Raw genomic sequence first — 13,222 nt, forward strand, 5'->3', positions numbered from 1 at the left:
ATGAACGAAGCATCGGTGCGTGAACTGGCCTGCGAGGCGCGGCTCAACCTGAGGCGTCTGCCGGACTACATGGACAGCATCTCAGACAGGCTGCGGAGCTTCGAGGCCGATGCCTCGCATGAGGGAAAGCGCATCGATTTCCGCTTTGCCTTCGGCGGGGCCTCTTTCGACATGGAACGGCTGGTGATGCGGGCCAATGCTGCCGACCGCGACGGGCTCGCCCGTATCAAGGACCTGCTGGCCACAGCCGTACAGGTCTACGCCAAGGAGGAAAACCCCGAGATCGTCTGGACCGGCGATCTCTCAGGCGAAACCAGCCTCGCCCAGTTCCGCGAGATGGTGGTGACGGATATTCGCGACCTCACCCCGCACATGCGCCGCATCCGGCTGGCCGGCGAGAATCTCTCGCGTTTCACCAAATTCGGCGGCATGCACATCCGCATGCTGTTTCCGACCAGGGAGGTGCCCGATCCGCTGTGGCCAGTGCTGGGCGGCAATGGCCTGCCGGCTTGGCCCGCCGACGACCGGCGCCCGGTGGCGCGCGTCTACACCATCCGCACGCTGGACGTGGCCAAGGGCATCATCGATGTCGACTTCCTCGTCCATCCCGGCGAGAGCGTTGGCTCCGCCTGGGCCATGCAGGCAGCGCCCGGCACGAAAGTCGGCATCATGGGACCGGTCGGCCGCCCGGTGCGGCAGGCGGAGTGGTACGTCATGGGCGCCGACGAAACCGGCCTGCCGGCGCTGGCGCGGCTGCTGGAGACGCTACCAGCCGAGACAAAGGGCGTCGCCTTTGTCGAGATCGCCAATGATGGCGAAAGGCAAGCGATCAACAATGCCACGGGCATCGAGTTGCATTGGCTGACAAGGAACGGCGTGCCGGCGGGCGAGGACAAACTGCTGGCCGAGGCTGTCCGCTCGGTAGCGTGGCCGCAGGACGGTTCGGCCTTCGGCTGGTTCGCGGCGGAAGCCGCTGCCGCCAAGATCGTGCGCGAATATTGGCGCGACACGCTGGGCCTTGGTCGCGATCAAACGCTGGCGGCTGCCTATTGGCGGCGTGGTGCTGCCGGATTGATGGCTGGTTGAGGTCTGAAGCGCGGTTGATGGCAGCGTGAACTGAGAGGCGTCGGCGGTGCCCCTCATCTGCCTGCCGGCATCTTCTCCCCGTAAACGGGGCGAAGGACACTGTCGCCGATGATTTCGCCAATCACCAACGTCACAAAAAACAGCGCCGGCGTTGCAACAAGCCCCTTCGCCCCGTTTACGGGGAGAAGATGGCGGCAGCCAGATGAGGGGCGGCGCTGAGTTCGGTTAGCAAGCGCTCGTCCCTAGACTTTGCGAATGACCGCCTCGCCATCCTCGCCAACACCAATCATGATCTTGTCGCCGGAAGCTATGCCGGCAATGTCGCACACCACCAGCGGCATGCGGATGTCATAAAGAAATTCGGCAACGATGGCGCCGACCGCCAGGATCGGGTCCGGCCGCTCCAGAAGAATCCCGGTTGGCGCGGTTCCCCTGCGGATCGCCTCGGCCAGGACCGAGGATGAAGACGATGAGCCGCGCCCGCTCGGCATGACCAGGATCTTGCCAGCGACATTCTGGCCGAGACCGGGATGCGAATGGTCTGTTATGTCGCCCGTCTCGGCATCGATGCCGCCCCAGAAGCTCAGCGGTTGCGAATACACCAGCGCCTGGCCCCTGGCTTCGCCGGCCAACTGGAAGATGCCGGTTCGTTCCACCGGTCGCGTCATGAGGCGCTCCGCACGACATGCCCGACGGCAGCGGAGCGGATGCAATCCTCCATCTCGGCGAAGGCGACGGACACGCCGATATTGCCCGGCGCGTAATGCGCCCACTTGCCGGAATTGGTCATCACCACGCCGTCAAGGCGTTCCAGGATCGAGGTGACATAGGTGCAGGTGTCGGTGACCGGGATCAGGCCGAATGCCTCCATGCCGGCCAGCGCGCCCTCCTCCTGCAGTCGCGTCAGGGTCGCGCGCCCGGTGTTGACATAGATCGGGATGTGCCGGCCCGGTGCAACCTCGCGCAGCAACGGCAACAGGCGCATCCACTCCTCATGCGAAAAATGCGGAGTGCCGAGCGACACGGCCGCCAGCGGCGAGCCGTCCGGCACACTCGATAGCCTGGCCAGCGCATGGTCGATATCGGCGCGGGTGATGCGGATCGTCTCGTTAGGCGCATGACCCTGGAACGCCTCATCGAGCGTCATCGCTTCCGGCGTGATGCCGACCGCATGGAACAGCGCCACAGCACCCGTCGTTGCAGCCGCCGCGCCCAGCGCCTTCAGCTGGTCCTCATCGCGCGGCTGCGGCAGACCGGCAATCACCGGAACGCGGTCGCCACTCGCTTGCCCAATGAATAGCCCGACGCCGACGAAAAGGCTGTCGCTCGGCTCGCCGTCCGGAACATCCAGCTCAAACAGGATCCGGCCGCGCCGGTCCTCGCTCAGATGCAGACCCCAAGCCGGCGCGCGTCCGGTCATGGCGCAGCACAGATCGATGAAATCGCCATAGCGGTTGGTGCGCGCGCCGATCACCGAATTGGCAAAGACGATGGCGTTGGACTCACCCCAGGCGATCTGCTGGCCAAAGCTTGGCCGAAAGCGCGTCTGGTAGGGCGCGCAGGTGAAGGTCGCCTGGCAGCCGAGTTCCAGATGCGCCTTCATCAGCCGCCGCGCCGGCACCTCTTCCGCTAGGGGCATCTTGACCATGCCGGGATGGATGAGATCGAACGAACCGACATTCAGCGTCGTCGGCACCTGAACGCGGCCACCGCCTTCGACCAGCCGCTCGACGAAATCGAGACCGGCCTTGCCGTGATAGAGACAGCCATCGATATGGGCGCCGGTAATGTCGAGTAGGCCGCCCGCCCCGACAGCATTGGAAAACGCGGCCAGGATTTTCATGGCAGCGGCGGCGGACGGACCCTGCTCGCCGTCGAGCATGGATCGGTCCTGTGCGGTCAATTTAAGCGTCATCAGTACTCCAGCCACTTACGCGATCGTATGGCGGGGCAGCGCCCCCTCTGCCCTGCCGGGCATCTCCCCCACACGTGGGGAGATCGGCAGCTTCGGCCTTATTGCACTTTTTGCAATGTGGGAGATTTGCGAAACCAACGATGACAGCCGATCTCCCCACTTGAGGGGGAGATGTACGGCAGGACAGAGGGGGCCGCCACGGAACGCCAACCATCCGATCCGTCCACAGTCCTACTTAACCCGCCGCGATCAACACCGTACTCTCCGGCGACCAGCGCAGAACGACGTCCTGACCTTCCGCCAGCCTGTCGACACCCGTGTTCTGTACAATCACCTTCAACGTCTGGCCGCCACGCTCGACGAAATAGGTGCTGTTGTTGCCGGCGAAGATGCGCTTGGAAACCTGCCCCTTGAGCATGTTGGCAGTGCCATCCGGTGCTCCGGCATCCGTGGCGATGCGGATGCGTTCGGGGCGCACGGCACAGCTCGCCTTGGCGCCGGCGGCAAGCTTGGCACCCGCGCCGGCGGCAATCGCCGTGCCGTCCGGCAGCCGGATGCCATCGCCCGTCGTATCGCCGCGAAAAATGTTGGCGTCGCCGAGGAAGGTGGCAGCGAACTCGCTCTTCGGCCTGTTATAGATCTCCTCCGGCGGCCCCTCCTGCACCAGCCTTCCGTCGCGCAATATGCCGATGCGGTCGCTCATCGTCAGCGCTTCTTCCTGGTCGTGCGTGACGAAGATCGTGGTGATGCCGATCTCGCGCTGGATGCGCTTGAGCTCAATCTGCATGTCGACGCGCAACGCCTTGTCGAGCGCACCCAATGGCTCGTCGAGCAGCAGCACGCGCGGCTTGGTGACGATGGCGCGGGCGAGAGCCACACGCTGCCGCTGCCCGCCGGAGAGCTGGTGCGGCCGGCGGCCACCAAGCTTGCCAAGCTGCACCAGATCGAGCGCGCGTTGCACCTCCGTCGCAATCACAGCCTTGGCCTCGCCACGCACCGACAGGCCGAAAGCGACATTGTCGGCGACGCTCATATTGGGAAACAGCGCATAGTTCTGGAACACCATGCCGATACGGCGCTTCTCGACGGGCACCCGCTCGACGCTCTCGCCGCCGATGGTGATGCGACCCGAGTCAGGAAAATCGAAACCGGCGATCTGCCGCAGCAGCGTGGTCTTGCCGCTGCCCGACGGCCCGAGCAGCGCGTAGAAGCCGCCATCGGCGAAGTCGATGGAGACGTTGTCCAGCGCCTTGTGTGCGCCAAAGCTGCGCGAGACATCGGATACCTGCACGCCGGCCATTATTTCTCTCCGCCGAATTTGAAGAACCGCGCCGTCAGCAGCATCAGCGCCATCGACACGACAATGATGATGGTCGAGACCGCGTTGATCTCGGGCGTGAAACCCTTGCGGATCGCGGCGTAGATTTCGACCGGCAGCGTCGTCTGGCCCGGCGTCGCCAGGAAATAGGACACCACGAACTGGTCGAACGAAACGGCAAACGCGAACAGCCCGCCGGCGATGACGCCGGGCATGATCCAGGGCAGCGTGATGCGGCGCGTCACCTGCCACTGGTTGGCGCCTAGTGAGCGCGCCGCCTCTTCCAGCTCCGGCGCGAAGGTCTGCAGCCGGGCCGAGACGACGACGATGACATAGGGCAGCGCCAGTGCGACATGGCCGAGCAGGATCGCATGCAGGCCACGGCCGATGCCAACGCCGAAGAAAAAGATCAGCATCGCCGTGCCGGTGATCAGCCACGGTATGGCGATCGGCGGAAACAGCAGCGCCTGCAGGAATTTCTTGCCACGAAACTCATAGCGGTAGAGCGCCAATGATGCCGCCGAGCCGAGCACGACGCATATGATGGTGGTGATGACCGCGATCTCGACGCTGTTCCAAGTGGCCGCGATCAGCTGGTCGTTCTGCCACAGCGAGGCGTACCATTCGGTCGTCCATTCGAACGGCAGCTGGTAGAAGGGCGAGACGTTGAACGACATCAGCGCCATGATGATGATCGGCAGATAAAGAAAGGCGAGCAGCAGCCAGATGTAGAGGCGGCCGAGCCATTCAAGGATGCGGGTTGTCGCCATCACGCGGCCCTCCGCAGCACCGGCGAGGCGATCGCCAGGATGACCAGCACTACCGCCAGCAGGATGAAGGAGAGCGCGGCACCGAGCGGCCAGTTGAACACGGCGACGAACTGGTCCTCGATGACCGTGCCGTAGAAGGTGCCGGTGCGGCCGCCAAGGATGCGCGGCTCCATGAACGAACCGACGACCGGCACGAAGATCAGCGCCGCACCCGCGACCAATCCGGGCATCGACAGCGGGATGATCACCCGCTTCAGCACCTGCAACCGCGATGCGCCAAGCGAGCGCCCGGCCTCGATCAGCGAGTCGTCGATGGCCTGTAGCGTGAGATAACAGGTCAGCACCATGTAAGGCACATAGGAATGCACCAGCCCGATGATGACGGCCGGATAGGAATACATGAGGTCGATGTTGATCTTGAACGGCAGCACGGCATTAAGCGCGGTGTCGAGGATGCCGCCTTCGCGCAAAACCATCGCCCAGGAAAAGATGCGCACCAACCCATTCGACCAGAACGGCAGGATGACGAGCAGGAAGATCGCCTCGCGGCTGCGCCCCTTCAGCACCTTGGCCAGCACGTAAGCGGCGGGATAGCCGATGACGACGCACCACAGCGTCACTTCGAGGCCAAGGCGCAGCGAGGCCAGCAGCAGCGTCAGATAGAGGCTCTGCGAGAAGAAGGCGGCATAGTTGCCAAGCGTGAACGCCCACGGCTTTCCCGACAGCGGCAGCTCGGTCATGAACGAGAAGAAGACCATAGCGGATAGCGGCAGGAAAATCGCCACCGTCAGCCAGAGATAGGCCGGTGCCAGCAGCGGCAATGCCGATCTCAGCCCGCTTCGCGACGCTGTCGCAGCTGCCATGGTACCCTCCTCCCAGGATTGGAAGAACCAGCCGGCGCGTACCGCCGGCTGATCCGGATGTCGGCTTTATTTCACGTCGACCTTGAGCTGCTGCCACAGCGCCAGATAGGCTTCACGCTGCGCGTCGGTGATCGGCGCCTGGAACTGGATGCGCTTGGCCACTTCGGGGTCGCCCATGACCTTGCGGTTGAAGGCATCCTCGGGCAGCGCTTCCACCGCCTTGGTGTTGGCCGAGACCGGAGCGCCGACCTTGGTGACCCATTCGACGTAGAATTTCGGGTCGATCATGTAGTTGATGAAGGCCTCGGCCCCGGCGACGTTCTTGGCGCCGACCGGAATGGAAAACGCGTCGAGCCAGGCAACGGCACCTTCCTGCGGCACCACCAGCGAGACCGGCAGCTTGAAATGCGTCTTGGCGCGGTCGGCCGAGCCGCTCCAATAGGTGCCGATGTCGATCTGGTTGGAGGCGACCATCTGGTTCCAGTCGTTTTCCGAGCTCCAGAAGGTCTTGATCTGCGGCATCAGCGAGGTCAGCTTCGTCTTGACCGCATCCATATCCTTGATGTCGTTGATGTTCTGGCCGGTGGCGATGGCGCCGAACTGCACCGCTTCAACGGCATCATCGCGAATGACGACGCGGCCCTTATGGGCGGCATCCCACATTTCGGCGATGCTCGTCGGTGGCTTGTCGAAGGACTTTTCGTTGATGGCGAGTGCGGTGAGGCCCCATACCCACGGCACGCCATAGACCTTGCCGTCGTGGACGAGCATCGGCGATCCCGCCTTGTCCTTGCTGATGTCGGCGTAGTTCGGCAGCTTGGAAACGTCGATCGGCTGGATCAGTTTCCCGGCCATCGCCTGGTCGTTGAAGGCGGCGTTGATCATGACCACGTCATAGAGGCCGGGATTGGTCCGGATCTTGGTCAGCATTTCCTGTTCGGAATTGAAGAAATCGTTGACGACCTTGTTGCCGGTCGCCTTTTCGAAAGCCTCGACGGCCCACGGTTCGTCGGCGCCGTAACCCTTCCAGTTGAGCACATGCACTTCGTCGGCCTTGGCGGCGAACGCGAGTGCGGAGGTAAAGACGGCGGTCGCCGTCAGCAGAGCAGTCAAATCAGGCATGCGCATGGTTGGTTCCTCTCTGTGGGTTTGCCCGGTTCCCGGGCTTGTCAGGCTTTTCCAGCTGTTATGCATTGGCCTTCTGTGTCCGGCCTGCTCCCGATGGGTCGGCGGCATGGCTCAGGAATGTCTGGATTTCACGGTTCGTCGGCGCCGACGAGCCACCATGGCGGGTAACCGAAATGGCCGCCGCAGCATTGGCATAGCGCGCTGCCTCGAAGGGCGGGGTGCCGCGCGCCAACGCGCTGACAAAAGCGCCGATATGGGTGTCGCCGGCGCCATTGGTGTCGACGGCGTTGACCTTGAAGCCGACAATGGTCTGCGCTGAGCCATCGGCCAGCCTGATATGGCAACCCTTCGCGCCGGCGCGGATGACCACGCCCGCAGCGCGTGGGCAATGGTCGACCAGAAGTCGTGCAGCGACAGCCTCGACATTGCCCGAACCGGCGATCTCAGCCGCCTCCGTCGTGTTGCAGCTCAGCCATGTGGTGCGGGCGAGCACCCGCGACAGGATGGAGCGTGGAATGTCCGAGATGACCGGCGTCGGATCGAAGACGAAAGGGGTTTCGTCCGGCAGTGCCTCGATCCAGTCGGTGAGCGCATCGCGGCTCTTGGGATAGCTCAGCGTATAGCCGGAGGTGAACACCCAATCACCCGGTGCCACCGCGACCGGCGCCATCATTTCGAGGCTGAGTATGCTCTCCGCACCTGGCCATGACACGAAGGTGCGTTCGGCGTCGCTGGAGATCATGGCGACGCAATTGCCACTGTCCATCAAGGGCGATGGCGGCGTCAGTGTCGCGATGTTCTCGGCCATGAAGGCGGCGTGCAGGAAGTCGCCATTCGGCCCACTGCCGAGCTGGCCGCCGAACACCACCTGCATGCCGGTGCGGCTGGCCGCCACCATCATGTTGAAGCCGCCGCCGGCGACCTGGGCGAAGCTCGATGCCGTCTTTTCCATGCCGGGCGCCGGCAAAGCGTCGATGCGGTAGACATAATCGACCACGGCACTGCCGATATGGACGAGACGGCCGCTCACGCCGCCGCGTCCTTGCTGGAGCCGGCTTTCGCCGCCCTTGCCGCGACAAGGTCGGCGGCGAGCGCGCCAACCTCTGACAAGTCGATGCCGACAAGCCGGAGGATGTGCTCTTGCGGCAATCGGGAAAAGCCGGTGCAGGCGCCGGCCATGCCGGCAGCGATGGCGCCGATCGTATCGGTGTCGCCGCCGAGATTGGCGCTGATGATGGCTGCTTGCCAGGGGTCGCCACGGGCGACTTCCAGCACGGCGAAAGCCGCCGGAACGGATTCCTGGCTGGCGACGCCGGTGCCGACCAGATCGGTGATCAGCCGGAGCGCATCCCGCATCGCCTTGCCACGCACGATGTCCTGCGCCCAGACGATACGCGCGGCGATGTCGCCGCCGGTGACCCAATGTCCGAGCGTCGCCCCTCGCCTCGCCGCCGCGACCGCGCTGGCCGAAGCATCGCGCCAACCGCCGCCGGCGACGCCGCGGCTGACGGCGGCTGCGACGGCTGCGGCCGAGGCTATGGCGATCGAGGTGTTGTGCGTCGCCCGGCAAGTCTCCGCCACCTTGCCGACGAACGTCTCCAACGGTTCAAGCGGCATCATGATGCCGACAGGCGCGATACGCATGGCCGCGCCATTGGTGTCGCCGCTGCGTCCCGCTTCCTCGGCCGGTACGCCATTGTTGATGGCATTGATGGCACGCTTGGTCGACGGCCCCAAAAGATCATAGCTGCCGCGCGCCTTGACCTCGCGCTCCCAGTCGAGCAGCGCATTGACCCAGCGCGCGTGGTCGAAACGGTCGCCGGATTCGACCAGGATGCGGCCGAGCAGCAGCGCCTGTTCGGTATCGTCGGTGATGGTTCCAGCGGCCAGGCCCTTCGACACCGGATGATCGGCGAAAGGCTCGATGAAATCCTCTACATGGCCGTAGAGTTCGGCAATGCGAGCCGGCGACAAAAGCTGCGTCGGCATGCCGAGCGCGTCTCCCAGCGCTCCGCCGACAAGCGCGCCCATGGCGCGATCGATGGTCTTGCTGGTTGCATCCGACATCGCTCAGAACCTCATATGCAGCGCAAAATGTGCCGGATTGAGCAGGCTGGTGACATACTCGATCGGCCGATCGTCAGCCGCACGCGTCAACCGGCGCCCGCGCAGGAAGGGCGTGCCTTGTGGGCAACCGAGGATGGCCGCATCCTCGGCATTGAGCATCTCGATCTCGACCCATTCCTCGCCATGGTCGGGAATGAGGCCGGCGGCGCGCAGCGTCTGGTGCAGCGAGCCCTCGCGCAGTCCGCGCAACGGTACGTCCTCAAGCTCGGAGGACAATGGCAGCCGGCTGCGCTCGATGGAGATCGCATGGCCGTCGCTGGCGTTGGTGCGCACCCGGTCAACGGCAATGAAGAACGGGCTTTCGATAGCAAGCAGCGCAGCCAGATCGGGGTCTTCGATGACCTCCAGCCGCAGCGTCCGCGTCTCGGCATTGGCGCCGGCATCGGCCAGCGCGCGCGACCAGCCGATGGAGTCATCGACCGGCTTGCCGTCGAAGGTGACGAACGAGCCGATACCAACCCTGGTCGTGATCAGCCCCCGGCTGGACAATTCCTCAAGGCCCTTGCGGACCGTATTGCGACTGACGGAGAAGCGCTGGACAAGTTCATTCTCGCTTTGCAGGCGGTCGCCGAAGCCGAGAACACCGGAGCGGATTTCATGTTCGAGAACGGTGGCGATCTGCTCGGGTTTGCCCGTGCCGGGAGACAGCTGAACCGCGCGCCGCTTCATAAGGGTACCTGTTCAATGAACCTGTATAATCCTGTTCAATACAGAGGCCCGGACGCCTTGTCAACGGATGCTGAAGACTGACCGAAAGGCAGCGGAATGGGCGGAATAACCATGCAGGGCGTGCCGAGAGGCAGGTCAATAGCCCCGAAAAGCCGGTCGGCCGTCGCCAAAAGAGGCACACATCCAAGGGGATGGAGCCAAATCCTGATTCAATTTCACCGGGGCAGGCTACGGGATCGACACCTCACGCGGTTCGACGAGGATGTCCGCCTCGATCGCCGCGTTGATGAACGCCGCCCTTGCCGCCGAGACTTCTTTCTTTCCCTCGAGCACGGCCAGACAGACCTTGCGGGCAACCATATGCTTTTGCCCGGTCGCAACCGGCCAGCGGTTCAGCAGGATGTCTGCAGCCTGAGCGACCCGCTCGACGTTGAAGATCGAGTTTCGCGATCGGCCGAGCGCAATCCTGACCGGCTCATCGAAACGCTGATCTTGCACGATGCCACTCCCCAAAGTCGGCATTCATCGATTCGCGGCCTTCAACCCCGAGCAATGTGATAGGTTCCGCGCCAAAGGTGCAAGATGTCCGATTCCAGTGGCCAGAAAAATCCCAGGCTGATCGTCGTGGTCGCCTTCGATCGCGGTGAGGATGGCGAGCTGTTCCCAGCCTTTGGACCCGCCGACCAGCAAAGCGAAGACCGCGCTATACGCACCGCCAAGGCTCTGGCGGCAAAGCATGCCGGCGTCATCGCCTGGAGCCGTGAGGCCGATCCGACGCTAGGCGAATACGGCCCGCCGAACACGCTCTTCGTCAGCGGCGACGTACCTGACATGGAGTAATCTGGCGTCAGGATCGGGCCTGCGCTCAATGCCGCAGCCAGAACGGAGACTTCTCAGAAAACACCCGCCTTTCCTTGAAGCTTGATGCAAGCCGGTTCCCTCGCCCATCAAGCAAAAGCCCGCCACGGTGAACCGGAGCGGGCCTTGGAGGAGGATAAGGGGTGGGACCCTCTCCTCTTGTTTCCACGGGGGGGGTGTGGACCGCAATGACCATACGAAAGTTTTGCAGAGTGCAGGATCACAAGCCGGCTTGCCTGCATCACAATCCGGTGCGCGCCGACATTGGGGGCGCTCACGAGATTGCGATCTGTCGGCGACAACCGGGCGGGCCTGGCTAGATGCGCCCGAGCACGACAAGCACGATGACGATGAGCAGCACGAGCCCGAGGCCGCCGCCGCCATAGTAGCCGGCGCCATAAAAAGGACCTCCGCCGAGGCCGCTGAAGCCGCCAAGCAGGGCAAGGATAAGAATGATGATCAGTATGGTTCCAAGGCTCATGGCTTTCAGCTCCCGTTAGCGCTGACGCATTGGGTCGAACATCGCGGCCGCGATGTTCGAGGACGAGAACGTTCCCAAGGCTCTACCGTTCCGTGCGATCGTGGCAACGGAAACGGCCATCCAACGTGATGGAAGCCAGAACTTTGATACCGGCACGCCAATGAACGCGGAAAGCCCGCCAGTGTGGCGGGCCTTCCGACCAGCCGGAGGCCAGGAACATGCGGCCGGGCCTCAGGGCCGGTTCGGCACCTCCAGTCCCGGCACCTCCAGCATCAGCGGCGCGCGATCAGGAGGCAGAGTTGCCGGAGGTCGCGGTCGTAAGCGCCTTCGCTGCCGAGCACGTCGACGCAGCGCTTCTTCATTCGCGCCACGTTGCTATCCGACATCTGGGCCACGACACCCGGCAGGCTCGGCCTGCTGGGGTTTGACGGATTGGACGGATTGCTCGGGTTCGACGGATTGGACGGATTGATGCCGCCCCCAATACCCACGCCGACACCGACACCGACGCCGACGCCGCTCGTCCCGCCCACATTGGCGCCGAGTCCGGCAGCAATGCCGCCAGATCCTCCAACATTGGCGCCCGCGCCGGCATTGATGCCATTGCTGCCGCCGACCGAAGCGCCGAGACCAGCATTGACACCGCTCGAGCCGCCGACATTGGCACCGGCCCCGGCCTTTACACCACCGCTGCCGCCCACCGAGGCGCCCACTCCGGCGCTGATGCCGCCACTGCCGCCAACGGAAGCCCCGACGCCGGCATTGACGCCGCCGCTACCACCCACCGAGGCACCAACGCCAAGGCCGATTCCCGCAGCATTGGCGGGCAGGGAAAGGGCTAAGATTACCGCACTACCCGCCAACATGTTGGCGACTGTCTTGATGGTGTGAGCCATAACACTCTCCTGTTGTCGTTGCGCTAAAGCAATTGGCGAGAGCCGATTGCAAGATCAACTACGCGAGGTGGTGAATTTCAGTTTCAGAGAGAGAATACTGAACCTGAAGCGTGGTATACATCAACAAAATTTCTGAAATAAAATTGTAATAAAGTTGGAATAATTTCTCTTTACACAGTGCGTAAGACCATTGATGATCGGACGTTACTCTGCTCGTCTTACTGCGAGGCCGTACACCGCACCGGACAGCGCACGAGCCTCTCGCAAGATCAGCAAGACCGCCACGATGATTGCAAGTGGCCAGAGTCTGTCGGCGGATGCGGGAGCGAGAGAGTGCAAGCGTGATTGCAGGCCGAACGATTCTGCGCTGGCCGGCTTGTTAGACGATCCCGTAGAACAGCCTGTAGTGGACGCGCTTCATATAGTCCCGGTATTCCGGCGTCGCGGCTAACAGCGCCTCTTCGCGCAGGATGCGATGAACCTGGAAGAAGGTGATCGCGGCGTAGACAGCAAGATTGTAGAAGGAAAAGGCCGACAGCAGGAACAGGACATGACCGGCAAGGTATCCGGCATAGATCGGGTGCCGCACCAGGCGGTAGGCACCGTCGGTCATCACGCCGCGATTGCCCGGCAGAATGGCGAAAGAACGCCCTAGCGATATCTTCCCCCAGATCACGAACCCCAACGCCAGGACTTGCAGCGGCGCGGCGGCATAGATCGGGATGATGGCCACGCCCGGTTCCAGGTCGATGAAGCCGACACCGAAGCTGGCGACCACCGAAACAACCACCGTCAGCGGGTTCCAGTCGCGAACCTGCGGTCGCCGCGACAGAAGCAGCCAGGTAAAGGTCAGGATCTCGGAAATTGCCACCAGCGCCACATTGATGCGGGTCGGGTCGAGCATCAGGTGAGATACGCCGCGGTAGACGAACATGCCCGCGAAGGCCAGCGCGCAGATCCGAAAGAAACCTTCGCGCAAATCCACCAGGATTTCGCGCTTTCGGGCTGCGGACAAAATCCTGCCGTCACTGACGTGCGAAAGCGCCTCGCTTTTTGATATGAGCAATGCAAACACCCCAATGATCCCTCAGGGCGACCTTTGCACGCAACC

15 protein-coding genes are annotated in these 13,222 nt (G+C 63.4%); 2 read left to right on the forward strand and 13 right to left on the reverse strand.

The genetic code is table 11. The annotated features are described in order from the left end of the window. Entirely contained in the window at positions 1-1,086 is a 1,086-nt protein-coding gene (locus AC0L3E_RS14710; RefSeq protein WP_473605036.1) for an SIP domain-containing protein, read from the forward strand. 242 nt (positions 1,087-1,328) lie between these two features. On the opposite strand, the gene AC0L3E_RS14715 is transcribed toward AC0L3E_RS14710, so the two are convergent. From AC0L3E_RS14715 to AC0L3E_RS14760, 10 genes are all read right to left on the reverse strand, one after another. After that, positions 1,329-1,754: an aconitase X swivel domain-containing protein gene (locus AC0L3E_RS14715; RefSeq protein WP_128309943.1), complete on the reverse strand. Its 426-nt coding sequence runs from the start codon at positions 1,752-1,754 to the stop codon at positions 1,329-1,331. Then, positions 1,751-3,001, reverse strand: a complete 1,251-nt coding sequence (locus AC0L3E_RS14720) for an aconitase X (RefSeq protein ID WP_473605037.1) — start codon at positions 2,999-3,001, stop codon at positions 1,751-1,753. Before AC0L3E_RS14720 ends, AC0L3E_RS14715 begins: the two co-directional genes overlap by 4 nt. A gap of 235 nt (positions 3,002-3,236) precedes the next feature. Further along, positions 3,237-4,301: an ABC transporter ATP-binding protein gene (locus AC0L3E_RS14725; protein ID WP_473605038.1), complete on the reverse strand. Its 1,065-nt coding sequence runs from the start codon at positions 4,299-4,301 to the stop codon at positions 3,237-3,239. After that, positions 4,301-5,089, reverse strand: a complete 789-nt coding sequence (locus tag AC0L3E_RS14730; protein ID WP_473605099.1) for an ABC transporter permease — start codon at positions 5,087-5,089, stop codon at positions 4,301-4,303. Before AC0L3E_RS14730 ends, AC0L3E_RS14725 begins: the two co-directional genes overlap by 1 nt. Further along, positions 5,089-5,952, reverse strand: coding sequence for an ABC transporter permease (locus tag AC0L3E_RS14735; protein ID WP_473605039.1), 864 nt, complete (start codon positions 5,950-5,952; stop codon positions 5,089-5,091). Before AC0L3E_RS14735 ends, AC0L3E_RS14730 begins: the two co-directional genes overlap by 1 nt. 66 nt (positions 5,953-6,018) lie before the next feature. Continuing rightward, positions 6,019-7,080, reverse strand: coding sequence for an ABC transporter substrate-binding protein (locus tag AC0L3E_RS14740; protein ID WP_127273265.1), 1,062 nt, complete (start codon positions 7,078-7,080; stop codon positions 6,019-6,021). Between the two features lie 58 nt (positions 7,081-7,138). Continuing rightward, a complete protein-coding gene (locus AC0L3E_RS14745; protein ID WP_473605040.1) occupies positions 7,139-8,110 on the reverse strand; it encodes a PfkB family carbohydrate kinase in 972 nt (323 codons plus the stop codon). Then, the gene (locus AC0L3E_RS14750) at positions 8,107-9,147 is read right to left on the reverse strand and encodes an ADP-ribosylglycohydrolase family protein (RefSeq protein ID WP_473605042.1); all 1,041 of its coding nucleotides are present in this window, start codon (positions 9,145-9,147) and stop codon (positions 8,107-8,109) included. Before AC0L3E_RS14750 ends, AC0L3E_RS14745 begins: the two co-directional genes overlap by 4 nt. A gap of 3 nt (positions 9,148-9,150) precedes the next feature. Beyond that, positions 9,151-9,876 carry a GntR family transcriptional regulator gene (locus AC0L3E_RS14755; RefSeq protein ID WP_127268782.1) on the reverse strand — a complete coding sequence of 242 codons (726 nt, stop codon included), beginning with the start codon at positions 9,874-9,876 and terminating at the stop codon, positions 9,151-9,153. Positions 9,877-10,104: 228 nt separating this feature from the next. Next, entirely contained in the window at positions 10,105-10,374 is a 270-nt protein-coding gene (locus AC0L3E_RS14760) for a DUF982 domain-containing protein (RefSeq protein WP_027035091.1), read from the reverse strand. Positions 10,375-10,458: 84 nt separating this feature from the next. Between AC0L3E_RS14760 and AC0L3E_RS14765 the strand changes: the two genes are divergently transcribed. Further along, entirely contained in the window at positions 10,459-10,716 is a 258-nt protein-coding gene (locus AC0L3E_RS14765; protein ID WP_127268781.1) for a hypothetical protein, read from the forward strand. Between the two features lie 334 nt (positions 10,717-11,050). Here AC0L3E_RS14765 and AC0L3E_RS14770 read toward each other — a convergent pair whose 3' ends face one another. The 3 genes from AC0L3E_RS14770 to AC0L3E_RS14780 form a co-directional block, all read right to left on the reverse strand. Continuing rightward, entirely contained in the window at positions 11,051-11,215 is a 165-nt protein-coding gene (locus tag AC0L3E_RS14770; RefSeq protein WP_127268780.1) for a DUF3309 family protein, read from the reverse strand. A gap of 272 nt (positions 11,216-11,487) precedes the next feature. Beyond that, positions 11,488-12,111 carry a hypothetical protein gene (locus tag AC0L3E_RS14775; RefSeq protein ID WP_352584621.1) on the reverse strand — a complete coding sequence of 208 codons (624 nt, stop codon included), beginning with the start codon at positions 12,109-12,111 and terminating at the stop codon, positions 11,488-11,490. Positions 12,112-12,490: 379 nt separating this feature from the next. Next, positions 12,491-13,186 (reverse strand): methyltransferase family protein, encoded by a 696-nt coding sequence (locus tag AC0L3E_RS14780; protein WP_128309269.1) that lies wholly within the window; start codon positions 13,184-13,186, stop codon positions 12,491-12,493. Positions 13,187-13,222: the final 36 nt, after the last annotated feature.

This window comes from Mesorhizobium sp. WSM4822 (genome assembly GCF_055811155.1).